This window comes from Hellea balneolensis DSM 19091, from assembly GCF_000428525.1.
Classification (GTDB): Bacteria; Pseudomonadota; Alphaproteobacteria; order Caulobacterales; family Maricaulaceae; genus Hellea; species Hellea balneolensis.
In genome coordinates, this window is the sequence record NZ_AUAC01000002.1 from 335,452 (window position 1) to 354,163 (window position 18,712).

An 18,712-nucleotide genomic window follows, 5' to 3' on the forward strand; every position below is an offset into this window, starting at 1 on the left:
ATAAGATGAAAATTTGTGGAGACCTTAATGAGCACGTTAGATCTATCGAATTACGACATCTCCAAAGAGCGGGGTTATCTTTGCCAGTTTAATGCTAATGAAGTCGAGTTCACGGGCATCATGAGTGAAGTAAGTGATATCGCTATGGGACTGCCTCAAATTTTGCCTTCAGGACGCGTTAGGCATATACTTAATCGTGATCTCCCTGAAACTGACCTCTCAGACTTTTTAGCAAAATGCACAGACGCCCAAGCCCGCATTGCAATGGTTCACTATGCCTTCATGGTGCAATCCTTCGTTTGGGGTGAAGCAACAGCTCCGGCTTACCTTCCAAAATGCTTAGCTATGCCTATTGTTGCGCTTGCCGATCATTTAGGCCAACAGCCCCTTCTCCCCTACAGCTCATATGTTCTTGATAATTGGGACAGGTTTGATCACGACAAACCCATTGCTCTTGATAATATTTATATGCGCCAGCACTTTCTTGGCGGACAGGATGAGGCTTGGTTTGTTCTCATCCATGTGGCAATTGAAGCGAAAGCTGGACGCGCTCTCGCCTTAATGGGCCCTATTGTGGATGCTGTGGAAAAAGGTGATCTAGACGAAGTCCAAAACAAGCTCGGAAAAATGGCGCTCACCTGGGATAAGATAAATGCTATCTTTGATCGTATGCCAGAACGATGCGATCCATATGTCTATTTCGAGCGTGTCCGTCCTTATATCCACGGCTGGCGAGATAATCCTGCCTTGCCTAATGGTATTATTTATGAGGGCACACGCTTTGGTACCGAGGCACAAGCCTTTCGCGGACAGACAGGTTCTCAAAGCTCAATTGTACCCGCAATGGATGCCCTGCTCGGCATTGGCCATGCTGCAGATCCTCTCAAGGAATATCTCGACCAACTTCACATTTATCGTCCAACGGATCACCGCCGATTTATCGATGATGTCCGATCTAAAAGTCGTCTTCGTGATTTCGTAAAGACTGCAGGGCACAAAGGTTTGGCCGAAGCCTATAATGCGAATGTCCAAGCTATATCGGACTTCCGAACGCGCCACCTAGAATATGCTGCAAGCTACATAAACAAGCAGGGTAAATCAGCTGCGGGTAATGACACTGATGTCGGCACAGGCGGGACCCCCTTCATGAAATATCTCAAAAAGCATCGTGATGAAACGAAAGCGAATCTGGTTTCTGTTTAAGGATCGCAATGCCAACATGTCTCAAGCTGTCCCATTCCGATGGGGCCTCCGAGCGGAAGCGTTTTAGCTTTCGTCACAGGTGGCCGTGCTTTTACTGGACGTTCCAGATGCGCATCAATTAATGAGACCAACCACAGGCCGTGCCCTGAGCCTTTTATAGTAAGATCGCTACGAATATCGCGCAAGACTTTGTCAGTTCGCGCTTTAACGCCGGGCGTGGCTTGACTGTCTGCGAGTTCCATCAAAGCAAAAACGAAACGCGCTTGAATCCCCTTTGCAATTTCTCCAGTGCGATCATTATTAGGCTGACGCATAACATAAGCACGTGTGCGCTGTAGAACGTCCATCAAACCAAGATTGCGCGCGTCACGCCTCTTAAATTCAATCAAACGTGCGGCACGGCGTGGGTCCAGTAAAACATCAAATGTAAGGTCAGCAGCCGTGTCTGCCGCCGCGGTGACGTCGAATGCGGGATAAGCAGTCTTACGAAATAATTCTCGGTCACTATCCGCTATGGAATAACTTACCAATGTAGGTGTCAGAAGATTTAACGTTGAGTCTTTTAAGTCCAATTCCACTGGGTCGAGCGTCTTTAGAACAGCGGCTAATGCACGTCTCTGATCAGCAGGAGCAACAATTTTTGCAGGGCTTTGACCATCACCTTTAAGAGCATAATTAAAACTCATACCACCAATATACTTGGCCGCCGCAGCCGTTTGGTAACGATGGTAAAGATAAATGGGCACGATGACTTTGTTCAAATCATAGACAGGCTGTCCAGGATGAATGCGGTCGGGTCCAAATGTGTCAAGTGCAAGACGGCGAACGCGCATAGCCTCATTTAACCCTTCAACTGGATCACTGCCATTATCCCAGATATTGCCTAAGGGGTGAGCCGTTCCCGCACTACGCGCATCCGAGTCGGCCACATAAGCCAAGCCGCGATCCAAAGCATTCTGTATGACGGCCTCACGTTCTTGATCTGTTAAATCACCATAGAGCCAAATCGCTGCAAATTTATCCCAGTCACCCACGCCAACGCCATAAGTGTTTGAAAAATCCATTTGACCATCTGTTACGCGCACATCGGGGGCGGGATAATCCATCACCGAGCCTTTGCCATAAGTGCTAGCGGCGAAGTTATGTGCAAAACCGAGAGCATGACCGACTTCATGCGCTGACAACTGACGAATACGATCTAATGCAAGTTCAACAGGGTCATCATCGGCCCCGCTATCTGTTTTTGCCGTTCCAGCCAGGCCTTCGAATATCATGCGGTCTTGGCGCACACGCAAGGAGCCTAGATTTACATGCCCTTTTAACATTTCACCCGTGCGAGGATCTGAAACACCTCCGCCATAGGACCACCCACGTGTTTGACGATGAACCCATTGAACAACATTATAACGGATATCAAGTGGATGGGCATCCTCTGGCAAAACCTCAACGCGGTATCCATCAGGAAAACCGGCAGCTTCAAAGGCTGCTTCCCACCATTTAGCACCGTCGATTAAGGCACTGCGAATAGGCTCAGGCGCACCACTATCAATATAAAAGACGATCGGGTTTAGGGTTTCACCCGCTTCATTTTTTTGCAAGCGATAACGCCGCGCCAAACGGGTTTCAATCTGTCCTGAAATAGGCACGCTATAATCATAGTGCACCTCTTCAATCGCACCTGCACGCGGGTCTGACCTTAAGGGCTTATACCCTTCTTCAGGCAGTCTTACAAAACTATGATGCTGAATAAGTGTTGCATCCCGTCCGTTTGCGGCTGTTGTCGCGACCTCAGTTCCGGGTTTGGCAGATGAAAGCGTAAAAAACACGTCCACTTCAACATTATCAGGAAAAGAAAAAACGTTTTTTGTATCCACAAATGTTCTATCTTTTGAAACGCTAAAGCTGCCTTGGTCTCTGTCCTTCAAATATTGCACGAGGTTTAAAACGTCACTCGTTAGGAAGTCTGTTAGGTCAACCACAAGTCCATTGGAACTTTTGATAATATCAGCACTTGCAAGAAATGATCGCGCAAAACTTTCCCGAACAGCGCGTTCCTCAAGAGGGTTATCGGCGCTCGCGCGATAGAGCATATTTTCGGCTTCTATAACAATTTTATCCCCTATTCGGCGAAAGACGATGATTTTTCCGCTATCGCCCCAACCTCGGTCAAGTCCCACAGGGTTAGATCCCAGACCCGCCGTAAGCCTTGCTGTATGAATAAGACGAAGCGATACACCGTCTTCATCTGCTTTGGGCAGCTTAGCTAAGACACGGTTCTTACTATTATCCACATAGAGATCAATGAACCCCTGTTTATGTTCTAGCCCCGCTAAAGGGTTAGAAGTTTCAGCACTAGGCTGACATGCCGTAAGAATAAAAGCCATTACCAAGCCAAGAAAAATACGCATACTAACACCCAATGATTTGTCTAAAACTAACCGCGAGAGTAACAGCTAAATGCGTCTTGTCGAGTAGAGCCTATAGCTTTTGAAACATGACATAGGCTTCTACATCACCTTCGACAGGGTCTTGAAAAGCCATAGGCAGGCGTCCCACAATTTCGAAACCCATTTTTGTCCATAGATGAACGGCAGGTTTGTTTGTTGAAACGACGAGATTATACTGCATAGCCCGATATCCCATATGGCGGGCTTGCTTAAGAGAATGCTCGCACAGTTGTGCCGCAATACCTTGCCCGCGAAACTCAGCATTGGTGACATAACCACAATTGCAAACATGGTTGCCGGGCCCAGCATTATTCGGCCTGATGTAATAAACACCTACGGGAACTTTGCCCTGCTCTGCTATAAACACATCTTTATCTAGAGCAAACCAATAGGCCAATGCCCCATCCTTATCCAAATCTTGCGGTAAAGGATAGGTTCTGCCCTCTCGAATAACAGGTTTTGTAAGACTCCAGACGGCGTCATAATCCTCTTGCGTCGCGCGGCGAATATTCACGTAAAACCCTTTTCATGTGGACGAAGCCAAGAGGCTTTGACATATAACCGAAATGACAAAAACACCAGAAACTGATTTCGAAACTTTCCTAAAAGTCGATATCCGCACAGGCACCATCATCGAAGCCGTGGAATTTCCCGAAGCCCGCAAACCTGCCTATAAACTCAAGATTGACTTTGGCGAGGGCATTGGCGTTAAAAAATCATCTGCTCAAATAACGGGGCTTTATACCCCAACTAAACTGATAGGAAAGCAAGTCGCCGCAGTCGTGAACTTTCCCAGACGCCAAATTGGCCCCTTCATGTCCGAGGTTTTAACGCTGGGTTTTCATAATGACGAAGGTCACGTCAGCTTATTCTCACCTGATCATAAGATCGCAAATGGGACACGTTTGTTATGAGCGATGATAGCTGCCAAATCTATTTGATTACGCCTCCACAAATTCCTGACCTGCAAGCCTTTTGCAAAACATTGAGCGAAACTCTTGCAGCCGCCCCCGTTGCATGTCTTCAAATACGGCTAAAAGAGATGAACGGAGACAAACCAGAGAGTTCAGCCGTCATTCAGGCCTGTGAAGCTATTAAACCTATATGTCATGAACATGGAACACTTGTCATTATCAATGACAACCCTGATCTGGCAAAGGAATGTGAAGCGGATGGCGTTCATTTGGGTCAAAACGACATGGACTATTTTTCATCCCGGGAACTGCTAGGCGGTGATGTCATCATTGGTGTCACATGCCATAATTCAAAAGGCCTCGGTTTTGAGGCTGCAAATGCAGGCGCGGATTATGTGGCTTTTGGCGCGTTTTTTGACACGCCAACCAAGGCCGCCAAATACCGTGCCGAGACGGAGATTTTGGAATGGTGGCAAGAAGCCGTCGAAATACCCAGTGTCGCGATTGGCGGAATAACCGTGGACAATGCGGCGCAGATCATCAGAGCGGGCGCGGACTTTATAGCCGTATCTTCCGGCGTGTGGGCGCATCCGGACGGGCCAGCCTCAGCGGTTTCGCAGCTATCTGCCTTATGTCAGGCGCATTCACAGCGGGACTAGGCCAGTCCGCTTACGCAGACTCAACAACATCCACACAGCCTTCCGTCAGTTTTGACGATGCGCTTTCCGCCTTTAATAGCGGGGATAAACTTACGGCCCTTTCCCATGCTCGGGTGGCCGCTCGCGCTGGTTCAGCCGATGCCGCCGTTATGGCCGGATATATTCTACGCAAGGGTGAAACGGGTTCGATCAATCTGACTGAAGCTAAATCTTGGTATTTGCAAGCCGCGAATAAAAACCATCCCGATGCTCTTGTCGCTCTGGGTGAAATGGCCATCAAGAATGAAGCCGGACTGACGCAAGCTGACGCCGTCGCTTACCTGACTCGCGCTTCTGATATGGGCCGAACAGATGCCATGCGGGCCTTGTCAGACCTTTACCGCACGGGCCAAGGCACAGCTCCTAGCACCAAGAAATCACAAAACCTGCTCAAGAAGGCCTCGCAAAGCTTTGACAGCGATGCCACGAAACGCTTAGGCGATAGCTATTTTGAAAAAGACCCGAAAAAGGCCCTGAAATATTATGAGCAAGCCGCTGAATCAGGTCATATTGAAGCCGCCTACATTGCCGGCGTTATGTATGCAGAAAATTTTGAAATTCGGCCAAATTCAGCAAAATCGGCGGCGCTGCTAAAACAAGCGGCGGAAGGTGGCCACGCAGCGGCTCAAGCAGATTATGGTCTACTGGTTTATCAAGGTTACGGAGCAGCGCGGTCTGAAACCGAAGCGGCCAAATGGTTCGAAAAATCAGCCAAAGGCGGCGACAAAGAAGGTCAATTTCTTTACGCATTCACGCTGGCGAAAGGTGAAGGCGTGACGCAGAGTTTTGAAGACGCGTATTATTGGCTCCTAAAGTCAGATAAGAGCGGCAATGACGACTATGATAAAGATCGTGCAGAGTTGAAGAAGCGTTTAGAGGCGAATGTCGATGCGACTGTGTTAGATAGAGCCAGGGCGCGGGTAAAATAAAAAAAGAGTTATTTACTTTACCACCTTAAGCGCCTGAGGGAACACCAAAAATAAAGACTGCAAAAGCTAACAACCCCAAGCTAAAAAAGGCTATCGATTTACCCTTATCTTGAGGCCTAATACGTGCCGCTTGCCACGCTACGAAGCATTGCATCCCGTAGAACAACGCAAATGCTCGGCTTGCTAATGCGATAACTTGATTAACGTCCAGTGATACTAAAATACCTACACCAATAAGGGCGATCAAAAGATAAGCGTGTCGTTGATCAATTTTACCTTCCGTCAATTCGGAGACTAGTCCAGCCTCACCTATGCTATCGGCAATTGAGGCACTGAACTGACTTGCGGCAGCCGCAACTGTCAGAGAAATAGGTAAAAGAGCCGTCACAACAGCCGAAACCGTTATAATCGCTGCAACGCCTTCTCCTTTGGATAAATCTGCTAATAATGGAGAGAGTAAAATAAAGAAGACTATATAGATAACGCCACTTATAAGTTGCGCGTTCAGCATAGCTCTTTGTCGTAACTTTGCATCAAAGTCATCGCCAGTAAATCGAGTTGTTTCGAAACCTTGCACGATAATTAATAGCCCAAGCAAGACTGGCAATGACCCTATATCAAACTTACCTGACGGAGGGCTTACGTTTGAACCTGCACTGATAAGACCACCGAGATGCGCCGCCAAAGCGACCAACATACCACAAATTACCGCCAAGTTTAACGCTGTCGCATAGCGCTCCAGAGACGCCACCCTAGTGGCCCCACCGCTCAATCCCAAGGCACCTATAGTAACAAGCAAAGCTATAGCTATAATGTTTGCAATGAAGGCGTCCTGACGCCCCGAAGCCTCCAGAACAAAGTTTCCTAAAAGAGACAAATAATAGGCTACGGAAATAAAATACGCGAAAGCTAAAACAACATGGCTGAGTTTCTCCATAGAACTTATAACAGTATTGGAGCCCTCTTCTAGTAGTGGCTCAACAACTCTAATGTTATATCGTATTGCCCACCCCAGAAGGCCGGCTAAGATTATCAATATAAAAATAGCTATAGCTGCATAACCGCCAAATTCGCGAGCTAAAAGCGGCGCAGATACCAAAAAACCGCTGCCAATAATTGAGGCCAATGGTGTTACAGTAGCCTTCCACATTGAGCGCTTCGTAAAGGGTGCCAAAAGAAAAACACCCAGAAAAAGCGCACCAGCTATAATAAAGAACGCTGAAACCATAACATGAGGTCCTCTTAGAAATTTAAACTCAAATAAAACTAAATCTATAAGCGACTCCGAAGCGCATCAAAGACAATGCTATGTTCTATTTTCCCAACGTCCGAGCGATTCTAAATCCGTAATCATCGTAACGATAATCAGTTGTATATCTTAGGCGTTTTGACGCGCGCATTTGATAACCGTGCGTAACCCAAGAGCCACCGCGCATCACGCGGAGTTTACAGTTTCCACTCAAGCGTGGCGTTCCGTTTGCAGGAGCACCGGAATGGTTTGGGTTCCAGCAATCCTCGACCCATTCATAGACATTCCCGTGAATATCGTGAAGGCCAAAGGCATTGGCAGGATAGCTGCCAACGGGTTTCGTTTGCCGAATATACGGGCCTTGAGGCCCATCCCCGTAGGGCTTCTCGCCGTTAAAATTCGCATCATAGGCCCCGATACTATAGCCTGTAGAAAATGGCCCCTTTTGTCCTGCGCGCGCAACATATTCCCACTCAGCTTCAGAGAGCAGCCGATAATTAAGCCCAGTCTTGCGTCTTATCCATTTGATGTATGATTTTGCGTCCTGCCAACTAATGTTAATAACGGGGCGGTTTCCGCGGCCCCATCCGCCATCTTTCGGACGGTGTCCCCGGCATCCGCCATCAGCAACACAAACGCCCCATTCACTGAAGGTGACTTCAAATTTACCGACCTCAAAGGGGTAATCAATCGTGACCTTATGACGGGGCCCTTCATTACTGTCCCGCCGAACTTCATCCTTGGGTGAGCCCATCATAAAGCTACCGGGCAAGATCGTTACCATATTCATTCTAGCAGGAGATGGACGCCCGTGATCGCGGCGCTTCTTAACGACGGCTTTGACCTCTGGCTTTGGAGGTTTAGCATCCAATGTCAGATAATAAATAGACTCAGCTGACATTTGCTCAAAGTCACACCTTGCTGGCCCCACCAAAGGAGGCCCCGTAAGAGCAATCATGCATAAACTACTTATCATAAAGATAGCTTTAGATTTTAAGTCTTAATTATTATCCCTCGGCCCAAAGTCTAGCTTACTTCGGCTAAATCAATGACCATATCCAGGATTTGTTCTGGCGAGTTTGCGCATCAAGCCTGGCCATACGAGGTTATCTCCCATACCTGGAACGAAAGCAGCCGCTCCTTGCTGATAGACACGGTGCCCCATGGCTTCAGGCTCTTCGTGCAGATGTTCTTCTCCACCAACAGACTGCGCGAAGATTTGAGCTTTGCAGGCATTTTCAAGGAAATACATACGCAAAAAGGCCGTGCCGCAGGTCTTGCCCAAGGTTAGGGTTCCGTGATTGCGCAACATAAGAAGGCTCTTAGTCCCAAGGTTTGCAACGATCCGCTCGCGCTCATCATGCTCCAGAGCAATACCCTCATAATCGTGATACGCCAAATCATCATAAACTTGCATAGACATCTGCGTGTAACGACGGAGGCCCTTTTTCTGAGCTGACACCGCCATTCCGTAAGGTGTATGCACGTGGATGACGCAGCCCGCATCTTCCCGGGCCATATGGACAGCTGAGTGAATTGTAAAACCTGCAGGATTAATAAAATAAGGTGTGTCTTGGCAAATCTTCCCGTCCATATCGATTTTAACTAGAGCAGAGGCCGTCATTTCGTCAAACATGACCCCATATGGATTTATTAAAAACCTGTGCTCGCCATTTTCATCAGGAAGGCGCGCAGAGATATGCGTAAAAACAAGGTCCGTCCAACCATGCATAGCACAAAGCCGGTAGGTTGCCGCCAGCTGTTTACGCATAGCCCACTCGGTATCAGAAACTTTTCCGTTTAAACTCGGCACAGTTATAGGGTCAGGAATATTAAAGCCGGCATCGACTTGCATTGCGGATAAATCAGATTGTGCGTTCATGGCTGTTCTCCAAACTTTTTTAACATGTATGCCCCCATAGAAGTAAGCTGACAAGGTGATTACATCCAGAGTAAAATTGCGTATTCAAGAGTTATGATAAAAGTTGAGAATTTTGGATACCTTCCCAATGGCGAAACGGTAAAAGCTTACATTTTCGAAACAGCCTTAGGGTTTCGCGCCACGATTTTAAGTTATGGCGCAACGCTCCAGTCGCTTAGATTTCCTGACGGAACAGACGTCACGCTAGGTTTTGGAACACTGCAAGATTATCTTGGCGAGCACCCTTATTTTGGAGCAGCTATTGGCCGTGTCGCCAATCGTATTAGCCAAGCCTCTTTTAACCTTGCGGGTCAAAGATATAACATTCCCAAGAATGAAGGTAAGAATAATCTGCATAGCGGCCCAGAAGGCTTTGATCGTGCAAATTGGATGGGTACAATTGAAGGCGAAACTCTGATTTTAAGGCACACAAGCCCTGATGGTCACCAAGGCTTTCCAGGTGAATTGATGACAGAATTGCATTTCACCTTTCAAGACAAAACCCTATCTTTAAATATCCAAGCCCAAACCAACAAAGCTTGCCCAGTCAATATTACCTATCACCCCTATTTTAATCTAACAAATGGCGGGGCGTCCCCATGTTCTGATCATACACTTCAAATTCTCGCAAATCGCCATACGCATAAAAATGATGACGGCCTTCCGACAGGTGAAATATCATTCACGGATAACAGCCCTGATCTTGACTATCATGCCGGCAAATCAATTAGGAAAAACAACACACTTGACCAGAACTATGTCGTTAGCCCGCCTTTTGAGCATAATAGCAAAAAGCGAAAAATGGCTAAGCTAAGTTCAGACATCACTGGCCGCAAAGTCATCATTTGCTCTACCTATCCATGCTTACAAGCTTACACAGGGGCAGCCATACCAAGTTTAAAAGGTAAAGGTGGAAATACATATGGAGCCAATCATGGCGTTGCTCTTGAGCCTCAAGGCTTTCCAAATGCAATAAATATCGAGCATTTCCCAACGAATGTTTTACAGCCAGGAGATAGATATAATCACAACATAAGCTATACATTTAAGAGCGAATAAGCTCCGGCTTGAGGCGAGCCAAAACTCTATGTTCTTCGGCAGTTAATGAACTCTCAGGAACGACATAAGTATGAATAGCAAAAACCACAGCCCCAGTTTCGGGCATTCTGCGAAAAGTCTGACGTTCAACTCGAATGAAACGTGGAGCTTGAGGATCAATAGGTTTCGAAATGCCCTCGCCGCGCGGTTGATGCAATTCCGGATCGGTATAGATCAGAAAGTTTGCGCGCCCTAAGGGTTGGTCAACACGAATAGCCGATAACATCCTTTCAACACTTTTTGTAACAGGCGAGAATTCAGGAACAGGCTCGTGAATAGCTGAAATGGAACGCCCGATTTTTTGATGCAAATCCCAACTCGATGGGAAGCACATCACAGCCGCAGTCAAAATATGCCTGTCGCCTTGTTTTTGCAAAATACATAGGTCTTCCTGAACAATCAGCGCAGCATTTATAAGAGGGTGATCATCGGCATTCTCTTCACCAAGTAAATTGCAGAGTTCGTGACAAGCTTCCGTAGCGACATCCATCGCTTGAAAGACTGTTTCTCGCCGTTTTGTGACCAACTCGTGCCGGTAAGTCATCTGCGCTTCAAATGTGTCAGACCTGACTAACCAACCATCGATTGCAACAGGCTGAACACCCGGCAGTCTTGCTGTGCGCGAGTCGAGCCATGCCTTGATCGGCAAATACGAATTTAAAATCATAGCCCACCTTATTGCGAGCTAAACCATCAGAGGCAAGTTTTGGCGTCAATATAGTCTATGCCCAAAGCCTCTCCGACCGCGGCATAAGTCAGCTTACCTTCACACACATTTAAGCCATTTAGGAGGTTAGGGTCGTCCTTAAGCGCCCCTTTCCATCCCAACTTAGCAATGCGTTTAGCATGAACCAAAGTAGCCGCATTTAAGGCATATGTTGATGTACGCGACACAGCACCTGGCATGTTTGCAACACAATAATGAACAACACCATCAATTATAAAAGTAGGATCATCATGGGTCGTCGCTTTAGACGTTTCAAAACACCCGCCTTGGTCAATAGCAACATCGACTAAGACTGACCCATCGAGCATGGTCGGTAACATATCGCGCGTGACGAGTTTAGGCGCAGCCGCGCCGGGGATAAGCACGGCACCTACAACCATATCCGCTGCTTTAAGTAAGTTGGCCAATACTACAGGCGTAGAACGCACAACTTTTGCTTGGACTCCAAAGTAGTTTGCAAGGGCCTCCATACGGTCATTACTGCGTTCCAATATAGTCACGTCAGCACCTAAACCGACTGCCATTTGCGCAGCATTGAAGCCAACATCACCGCCGCCAATAACAACTACTTTTGCAGGTGCTACACCGGGAACACCTCCGAGTAAAACACCACGCCCTCCGCTATCCTTCTGGAGTGCTTTGGCTCCCACTTGGATTGCTAATCGCCCCGCCACTTGGCTCATAGGCTTTAGAAGCGGAAGATGTCCTTTGTCATCGGTAACTGTTTCATAGGCGATACAAACCGCTTTGGACTTTATCAAAGCCTTAGTCTGCTGTGGGTCGGGCGCCAGATGGAGATAGGTATATAGAATTTGACCTGGGCGCAGCATAGCGCATTCATTGGGCTGCGGCTCTTTAACTTTGATGACCATATCAGCCCGCTCAAAAACGTCAGGGGCTGTGGCTACGATTTTAGCTCCTGCGGCTTCATATTCTGCATCAGAAGCACCAATACCTTCGCCCGCTTTTGTCTCTACGATGACGCCTTGTCCATCTTGAACAAGCTCAGCCACAGACTCAGGCGTTAGCCCTACACGATATTCGTGATTTTTAATTTCCTTTGGAACCCCAATAAGCATTTTTATCTCCCTCACATTTAAGCCACGCATATCAAACCTTTATGCGCGGGAAATATCAATTTTACTGGCAATAAACGATTTTATTCGTATGATTTATTATATAATACATAATTTTAGAGATAATATTCCATGCTAGACGCAATTGATTATAAAATACTCGATTCATTACAAAAGAACTGCCGGCAATCCGTCTCTGAGATTGGCGATCAGGTTGGCCTCTCACCATCGGCAACACATAGACGTATCGGTATTTTGGAAAAAAACGATGTGATTGAACATTATGCGGCACGGCTTAATGGCCGCAAACTTGGCTATGCCATGACGTTTTTCGTCGAAGTGTCATTGGAAAGCCAATCCGAAGCCGTTCTAGCAGCTTTCGAAAAAGCAGCCCTAGCCCGTCCGGAAGTCTTGGAATGTTACCTCACTACGGGTTCGGCGGATTACCTTATCAAAGTCGCGGCCCCCGATACAGAAAGTTATGAGCAAATTTACAAACGCATCATTGCGGCCCTGCCCCACGTCAACCGCATACAAAGCTCACTGGTTATGAAAACTGTAAAGCGTTGGACAGGTTATCCCGCGCGTCCTGTGTGATTACTCTTCTCTGAAGGTGTGGTCCATGGCATCTGTCGCGGGTTTCAAAATATAGCTTAAAACAGAACGACTATCCGTTTGCATGAAACTCTCGGCAGGCATTCCCGGAAGGAGTGTCAGGTTCTCAGGAAGGCGCGCCAACTCATTTGGCGGTATTTCTATTTTAACTGAGTAATAGGGCATTCCTGTCACTTGATCGATAATCCGATCCGGTGAAGATTGAATAACAAGTCCGTTCATTTCAGGTGTCGTGCGCATATTAAAGGCGGAAAGCCTGACTGTCGTTTTCTGTCCGGCATAAATTTGGTCGATATCAGCGGGATCAACCTGCGCTTCGATGATTAGGCGGTCATCAGCTGGTATAATTTGCATGATTTCTTGTCCGGGCGTGACGACACCGCCAAGTGTTGTAATAGTCATATTATGAACTTTACCAGAAACAGGCGCAATAACATCAATACGGCGCAACTGATCTGAAGCCGTTGTAAGCTGTTCCTTAAAATCGCTAGCCTCGGTATCGGCTTGACGTAGTTCTGCTAAGACTTCCGCTTGGCGTTCACGACGCAACTGCAATATCTGAACGTCGGTTTCAGAAATCGAATTCATAATCCGCGCGATTTCGGACTGATGGTTCGCCACGTCACCTTTGAGACGCAACTCTTCACGCTCTAAAGTAAGTATCACAGGCTTTGCCAACCACCCCTTCTCCACCAAGGTTCGTTTCGCATCAGCTTCTTCACGTATTTTCATAGCCTGATTTTCTTTTGAATTGATGAGGGAAGTAAGACCGTTAATCTGATCCTTGAATTGTGCAATTCTTTGTTGAAGCTGCTCAACCTGCCCTAAGGCAGCAATTCGGCGCGCATTGAACAGTTTTTCTTGCCCCAACATCGCCGAGGCAACTATCGGGTCATCTTTTGTTTGTGTGAGTTCTTCTGGCCAAACAATCACATCCAAGCCATCACGCTCTGCTTCGAGCCTAGCAACGCGTGCCATAGTTTCTCTCAGGCGTGTATTCACAAGGTCTTCATTAGCGTCAAGCATCGTCGGATCGAGGCGCATGACGACATCACCCTCCATGACCGCGTCTCCGTCTTTGACGAATATTTCACCAACGATCCCGCCATCAAGGTGCTGCAATGTTTTCGGCTTTCCCTCAACAACGACAACACCGGGCGCAATAACGGCACCTTTAATTTGCGCTAAGGAACCCCAAACTAAGCCAATGCCAACTAAAAGGAAGATTCCGATAAAGCCCATGCGCAAAAACTTGTCATAGGGCTCTTTGGCCGGTTTTTGTTCTGCCATAGTCGCTAACATATTAGTGTCTAACTGCATGTTCATGACCTGCGCCCCGTAACTGTAGGCGCGGAAATTGAAAACCCTCCGCTACCGCTTGGTTTTATTGGAGATTTGCTTTTGGGAGAGCTTCCTTCAGGGCCAGGATTTTTTGGCGACTTGGATTTTTGGTGTTGCAGATGTTTAATGACCTCATCCTTTGGTCCAAAGGCTTCTTGTTTTCCATCCCGCAACATAAGCAGCATATCGACAGCCGCAATCGCGCTTGGACGATGTGCCATAACAATGACCGTTTTACCCCGCTTGCGGGCTTCAGCAATCGCTTTTGTCAGAGCAGCGTCTCCCTCTGCATCAAGACTGGCATTAGGTTCATCAAGCACGATCAGAGCTGGTTCGCCATATAAAGCCCGCGCCAAAGCCACACGCTGTGTTTGTCCTCCCGACAGGACAACACCGCCCTCGCCAATTTTTGAATCATAGCCTTCCGGCAAACGCAGGATTAGCTCATGTACACCCGCCCATCTCGCCGCTTCAACGACCGATTCATCCGTGGCATCAGGCTTGAAGCGCGAAATATTCTCGCCAATAGTTCCGTCAAATAATTCAACATCTTGCGGTAAGTATCCGATATAATTACCTAATTCGTCCCTATCCCACTGATCAAATGTGGCCCCGTCTAGCCTGACAGCACCCTTTTGCGGCATCCAAATACCAACCAAAAGGCGTGCAAGTGTTGATTTGCCCGCAGCGCTAGGCCCGATCACACCAAGACCTTGCCCAGGCTTCAAGGCGAAATTTAACCCTGTAAGAACTGCCGTATGCGCACCCGGAGGTCCTGCAATAACATTCTCAACAGCCAATTGTCCTGTCGGCGCTGGCAGCTGCGTGTTCTGGCCATCTTCGGGCACCATTTCATAAAAAGCGTTAAGACGTGTATATGCATCCCGAGCCGCATTAAAGCCCCGCCACTGCCCTATAATCATCTGAATAGGGGCGAGAGCACGACCCAAAATGATTGAACCCGCGATCATGGCTCCTGGCGTAATGATTTGCTTTACAGCCAAATATCCGCCGAGCCCCAGAATAGCGGATTGTATGAACATACGAAACGATTTGGAAAAGGCCGTAGATCCGCCTGAACGGTCACTGGATATTTGCCCCTCTTGGCTGCCTCTAGCATTTAAGTCTTCCCAGCGGCGGCGCATGTGGTCGCCCATTCCCATTGATTCAATCGTATCCGCATTTCTATGGGCTTGTTGTGCCAGAGCCTGTTCAGCACGGCGTAATTTGAGGCTCTCCATCATAGGCTTTCGGGTTCCCCATTCATTGTAAATAGCCGAAATAAGAATAACGATTGATCCTGCAACAGCCAGAATACCTAATTGCCAATGCAGAACAAAAATCGCAGCGATGTAGATGGGCACCCAAGGCAGATCGAAAAATGTTCCAGGGGCATTGCCGGACAAAAATTGACGCATCGTGCTGAGGTCATTTAACGGCTGATGTCGGGCAGCCCCGCGTCCCATCAAGCCTTGTTTCAACCAAATCCGAAATGTTCGCTTGCCTAAAGCTTTCTCAAACTTATTTGCGACGCGCACCAATACGCGTGAACGGCAGAAATCAAGAAACCCCATACAGATGTATAGCCAAGCCATTATAAGGGAAATCACTAACAGTGTCTCGACAGAACGACTCGCTAAAACACGGTCGTATACTTGAAGCATGTATATTGGTCCCGTAAGCATCAGCAAATTTACAAAAAAGCTAAATATACCAATGCCCCAAAAGGCCTTCTTAGCTGTGAGTAAGGCTTGACCAACGGTTGATCTAAATCCCGTATTATCAGCTGAATTTGCAGATTTAATTGCCAAAATATTGCCTTGATCTTCGAATTAGCGACTCTACTCGAAGTTTAGCTTAAAAGTCATAAGCCTAAGTAAACGAAACCTCTCAACATTACTAGCGCTATGCTAGTCCATTATATAACTGATTTTTCATGCCGTTTTTGTGTTTTTCATCATGAAACCATTAGACGTCATAGAGAGGTTTCGCTATGCCAAGGGTATTACAAAAAGCGTTTAGGGATAGCGCTTGTAGAGATAGAGGTGGGACAATTGTCTAAATCAATATACAAAAGTGTATTATCGCTTTCGGCCTGCTTATTGCCTATTCTTTTAGCAACTCCTGCAACAGCACAATTTACGCAAACCGCCGACGGCACAAACAGGCCACTCACTTTGAGTGCGGACAGCCCCTTTCGAGATCCCGATATAATTTACTTAGAAGCAGATGAACTCGTGAATAACGAGGTCGAAAACATTATTACCGCTTCAGGAGAAGTAGAGGGCCGATATCAAGACAGAACTTTGCGTGCAGAAAAGGTCGTTTACGATTTGAATACGGGCTTGGTAATCGCGAGTGGTAACGTGGTTCTGATAGACGCCAATGGCTCAACACAATATGCTGAAAAATTAGAACTCTCTAATGAACTTGAAGCCGGTAAAGCGGCAAACTTCACTGCAAGACAGGCCGATGGCGGCATTATGGCCGCCGCATTTGCAACGCGGACTGAAGACGGCGAAATTGAACTTTATAATGCCTATTACACAGCCTGCGAGCCTTGCCGCGGCGACGATGGTGAAGTCAAAAAGCCGTCTTGGCGCATCAAAGCACGAAAAGTACGGCAGGATAAGGACACGCGGACTGTACGCTATAATGATGCCGTTTTTGAATTTTTGGGCTTACCTTTATTTTGGACTCCTTATCTCGCCCACCCAGACCCAAGTGCAGGTCGCGCGAGTGGTTTCTTAACGCCATTTGGGGGCCTCTCTGCAAGTAAAGGGTTGAATATACGCGTTCCATATTACTGGGCGATAGATGACTACACCGAAGCCACGATCACGCCGCACGTGTTCCAAAGAGTGAACCCCCTGATTGGGTATCAATTCGCCCGTCAATTCAATACCGGTACTGTGGATGTCGATGGCAGCTTTACCTATGCAAGCTTTTTTGACCGCGATGGCGATACATTTAAAGCAGAAGACTTCGCAGACCCCACGCAACTTCCTGGCGGCCGAAAACTTAGATCTCACATTTACGCCAAAGGGCTGTTTACACCGAATAAAACCTGGACATACGGATTTGGAGCCCAGCTTTCCACAGATGATAATTACCTTAACCGTTATGATCAAGAAGAAAACCCTGAGCGTTTTGGTCTTTACGAGGCTGAAAGCCGCCGAAATATCTCACAAGCTTTTATCATAGGACAAGATGACAGCTTCCGCTTCGCCACATCTGCCTTTGGATTTCAAGATTTGCGCACAACCTTCCGAAAAAATGAAGATACAGGGCTCATAACCATTATTGAACCTAATGATCGCGAGCTTCCAATCATCGCACCAAAAATTGAGATTGAAAAATATTGGACGGATCCTGCCATTGGTGGCCGGCTCAAAGCCTTTGGTGACTTTACAGCCCTAACACGGGACATCGGAACAGATTATATGCGCGCCACAGCTGGCGTGGATTACAGCAAAACTTTCATCGCTCCAGGAGGGATTGAAGTAAAACCTTTCGCCAATGCGCGTTTTGACTACTTCGATATTAAACCCGAAGACCGCGATGATAATGTCTATGAAGACGTTAGCTTTGATCGCAATGTTGGCCAAGTTGGCGTCGATATTCGCTATCCCTTTATAAAGACAGGTGGCGGAGTAGATTGGATCATTGAACCCAGAGCACAAGTTACAAGAAGTTTTGGAGACGGGAAGCAAGAGCGTTTTCTGTCTCTCAATGATGACGGTACGTCTGTCATCTCAACCTCACAAGACGGCCTTACATTGTCAGGACGCAACCCCGCCACAGCCCGCATCGTCCAGAATGTTGATATTGACCAAGCCTTATTCTGGCAAAGCAACAAAGCTACAGGATATGATTTCTGGCAAGAAGGTACACGTGCAGATGTTGGCGCTTCATTTATTGCCGATGCAGGGAAAACACGCGCGCACTTATTTCTAGGACAAAGTTACATTGACAATCGTGATGTAAATTATGCTCTAGGGACTGGTTTGTCTGGGAATAAATCTGATTTAGTTGGTTTGTTTGAACTCGATATAAATAACAAATTTTCTTGGAATACGCGCCTGCGTTATGACGATGACACGAATAAGTTTCGTAGGATTGATACAGGCTTTACGTTCCGTAGCGAGCGTCTCAGCACAGGGTGGCGTTATTACCGTATTGACTCAGAGACTAATGATCCAGATCCAGATGCAAACCTCCTCGATATTGACGCCATAGCTCCGCCAGAAGAGGTTTCAGGTAATGTTCGATTAAAATTGAGCGACAAATGGAGTCTTCGTTATCAAGCCAATCGAGACTTGGACCGCAAAGTCACGCGCCGTCAAGAACTGGGTCTTATGTATCAGGATGACTGCACACTTGTTGAGTTTATCTATAACAGAAATAATTTCGATAGTGACGTCATTCGCGACAATTCCGGCTTTGGAATCAGAGTGTCTCTATTGACGCTTGGCGATTTTGAGCCTGAATAGA

The 18,712-nt window shown here is 47.2% G+C and carries 16 protein-coding genes; 7 read left to right on the plus strand and 9 right to left on the minus strand.

Annotation, left to right across the window (positions count from 1 at the left end):
* Window positions 1-27: 27 nt before the first annotated feature.
* Window positions 28-1,203, plus strand: a complete 1,176-nt coding sequence (locus F569_RS0101790) for a PrnB family protein (RefSeq protein ID WP_026940784.1) — start codon at window positions 28-30, stop codon at window positions 1,201-1,203.
* Here the strand turns inward: F569_RS0101790 and F569_RS16000 are convergent.
* Both F569_RS16000 and F569_RS0101800 read right to left on the minus strand, forming a co-directional pair.
* Window positions 1,200-3,611: a zinc-dependent metalloprotease gene (locus F569_RS16000; RefSeq protein WP_051279102.1), complete on the minus strand. Its 2,412-nt coding sequence runs from the start codon at window positions 3,609-3,611 to the stop codon at window positions 1,200-1,202. The genes F569_RS0101790 and F569_RS16000 overlap by 4 nt on opposite strands.
* 70 nt (window positions 3,612-3,681) lie before the next feature.
* Complete coding sequence (locus tag F569_RS0101800) at window positions 3,682-4,164, minus strand: GNAT family N-acetyltransferase (RefSeq protein ID WP_026940785.1); 483 nt, start codon at window positions 4,162-4,164, stop codon at window positions 3,682-3,684.
* Window positions 4,165-4,216: 52 nt separating this feature from the next.
* Here F569_RS0101800 and F569_RS0101805 point away from each other — a divergent pair, with 52 nt between their 5' ends.
* From F569_RS0101805 to F569_RS0101815, 3 genes are read left to right on the plus strand one after another with little or no spacing between them, the layout of a single operon-like run.
* Complete coding sequence (locus F569_RS0101805) at window positions 4,217-4,564, plus strand: tRNA-binding protein (protein WP_034387063.1); 348 nt, start codon at window positions 4,217-4,219, stop codon at window positions 4,562-4,564.
* Window positions 4,561-5,223, plus strand: coding sequence for a thiamine phosphate synthase (gene thiE / locus F569_RS0101810; RefSeq protein ID WP_026940787.1), 663 nt, complete (start codon window positions 4,561-4,563; stop codon window positions 5,221-5,223). Before F569_RS0101805 ends, thiE begins: the two co-directional genes overlap by 4 nt.
* Complete coding sequence (locus tag F569_RS0101815; RefSeq protein ID WP_026940788.1) at window positions 5,196-6,191, plus strand: tetratricopeptide repeat protein; 996 nt, start codon at window positions 5,196-5,198, stop codon at window positions 6,189-6,191. The genes thiE and F569_RS0101815 overlap by 28 nt, the downstream gene beginning before the upstream one ends.
* A 25-nt stretch (window positions 6,192-6,216) precedes the next feature.
* Here the strand turns inward: F569_RS0101815 and F569_RS0101820 are convergent, their stop codons facing one another.
* The 3 genes from F569_RS0101820 to F569_RS0101830 all read right to left on the minus strand — a co-directional run bounded on the left by F569_RS0101820 (window position 6,217) and on the right by F569_RS0101830 (window position 9,322).
* Window positions 6,217-7,419 (minus strand): hypothetical protein, encoded by a 1,203-nt coding sequence (locus F569_RS0101820; RefSeq protein WP_026940789.1) that lies wholly within the window; start codon window positions 7,417-7,419, stop codon window positions 6,217-6,219.
* A gap of 85 nt (window positions 7,420-7,504) precedes the next feature.
* Window positions 7,505-8,398 carry a formylglycine-generating enzyme family protein gene (locus F569_RS16005; protein WP_162143717.1) on the minus strand — a complete coding sequence of 298 codons (894 nt, stop codon included), beginning with the start codon at window positions 8,396-8,398 and terminating at the stop codon, window positions 7,505-7,507.
* 87 nt (window positions 8,399-8,485) lie between these two features.
* A complete protein-coding gene (locus tag F569_RS0101830) occupies window positions 8,486-9,322 on the minus strand; it encodes a class II aldolase/adducin family protein (RefSeq protein WP_084168711.1) in 837 nt (278 codons plus the stop codon).
* Window positions 9,323-9,415: 93 nt separating this feature from the next.
* Between F569_RS0101830 and F569_RS16010 the strand changes: the two genes are divergently transcribed.
* Entirely contained in the window at window positions 9,416-10,420 is a 1,005-nt protein-coding gene (locus F569_RS16010) for an aldose epimerase family protein (RefSeq protein WP_051279107.1), read from the plus strand.
* On the opposite strand, the gene F569_RS0101840 is transcribed toward F569_RS16010, so the two are convergent.
* Complete coding sequence (locus tag F569_RS0101840) at window positions 10,407-11,126, minus strand: heme-dependent oxidative N-demethylase family protein (protein WP_051279109.1); 720 nt, start codon at window positions 11,124-11,126, stop codon at window positions 10,407-10,409. The genes F569_RS16010 and F569_RS0101840 overlap by 14 nt on opposite strands.
* A 26-nt stretch (window positions 11,127-11,152) precedes the next feature.
* Complete coding sequence (gene ald / locus F569_RS0101845) at window positions 11,153-12,265, minus strand: alanine dehydrogenase (RefSeq protein ID WP_026940792.1); 1,113 nt, start codon at window positions 12,263-12,265, stop codon at window positions 11,153-11,155.
* Window positions 12,266-12,394: 129 nt separating this feature from the next.
* Here ald and F569_RS0101850 point away from each other — a divergent pair, with 129 nt between their 5' ends.
* Window positions 12,395-12,859 (plus strand): Lrp/AsnC family transcriptional regulator, encoded by a 465-nt coding sequence (locus F569_RS0101850; protein WP_026940793.1) that lies wholly within the window; start codon window positions 12,395-12,397, stop codon window positions 12,857-12,859.
* On the opposite strand, the gene F569_RS0101855 is transcribed toward F569_RS0101850, so the two are convergent.
* On the minus strand, window positions 12,860-14,203 hold the full coding sequence (locus F569_RS0101855; protein ID WP_026940794.1) for an HlyD family type I secretion periplasmic adaptor subunit: 1,344 nt from the start codon (window positions 14,201-14,203) through the stop codon (window positions 12,860-12,862).
* Entirely contained in the window at window positions 14,200-16,029 is a 1,830-nt protein-coding gene (locus F569_RS16015; RefSeq protein WP_051279112.1) for a type I secretion system permease/ATPase, read from the minus strand. The genes F569_RS0101855 and F569_RS16015 overlap by 4 nt, the downstream gene beginning before the upstream one ends.
* A gap of 291 nt (window positions 16,030-16,320) precedes the next feature.
* Here F569_RS16015 and F569_RS0101865 point away from each other — a divergent pair, with 291 nt between their 5' ends.
* A complete protein-coding gene (locus F569_RS0101865) occupies window positions 16,321-18,711 on the plus strand; it encodes an LPS-assembly protein LptD (RefSeq protein ID WP_162143719.1) in 2,391 nt (796 codons plus the stop codon).
* The last annotated feature ends 1 nt before the right edge of the window (window position 18,712 follow it).

Coding starts and splice junctions, on each gene's coding strand:
- thiE (WP_026940787.1), top strand. CDS start 4,561: ATGAGCGATGATAGCTGCCAAATCTATTTGATTACGCCTCCACAAATT.
- F569_RS0101815 (WP_026940788.1), top strand. CDS start 5,196: ATGTCAGGCGCATTCACAGCGGGACTAGGCCAGTCCGCTTACGCAGAC.
- F569_RS0101830 (WP_084168711.1), bottom strand. CDS start 9,322: ATGAACGCACAATCTGATTTATCCGCAATGCAAGTCGATGCCGGCTTT.
- F569_RS16000 (WP_051279102.1), bottom strand. CDS start 3,611: ATGCGTATTTTTCTTGGCTTGGTAATGGCTTTTATTCTTACGGCATGT.
- F569_RS0101790 (WP_026940784.1), top strand. CDS start 28: ATGAGCACGTTAGATCTATCGAATTACGACATCTCCAAAGAGCGGGGT.
- F569_RS0101850 (WP_026940793.1), top strand. CDS start 12,395: ATGCTAGACGCAATTGATTATAAAATACTCGATTCATTACAAAAGAAC.
- F569_RS0101805 (WP_034387063.1), top strand. CDS start 4,217: ATGACAAAAACACCAGAAACTGATTTCGAAACTTTCCTAAAAGTCGAT.
- F569_RS0101840 (WP_051279109.1), bottom strand. CDS start 11,126: ATGATTTTAAATTCGTATTTGCCGATCAAGGCATGGCTCGACTCGCGC.
- F569_RS0101855 (WP_026940794.1), bottom strand. CDS start 14,203: ATGAACATGCAGTTAGACACTAATATGTTAGCGACTATGGCAGAACAA.
- ald (WP_026940792.1), bottom strand. CDS start 12,265: ATGCTTATTGGGGTTCCAAAGGAAATTAAAAATCACGAATATCGTGTA.
- F569_RS0101820 (WP_026940789.1), bottom strand. CDS start 7,419: ATGGTTTCAGCGTTCTTTATTATAGCTGGTGCGCTTTTTCTGGGTGTT.
- F569_RS16010 (WP_051279107.1), top strand. CDS start 9,416: ATGATAAAAGTTGAGAATTTTGGATACCTTCCCAATGGCGAAACGGTA.
- F569_RS16005 (WP_162143717.1), bottom strand. CDS start 8,398: ATGATTGCTCTTACGGGGCCTCCTTTGGTGGGGCCAGCAAGGTGTGAC.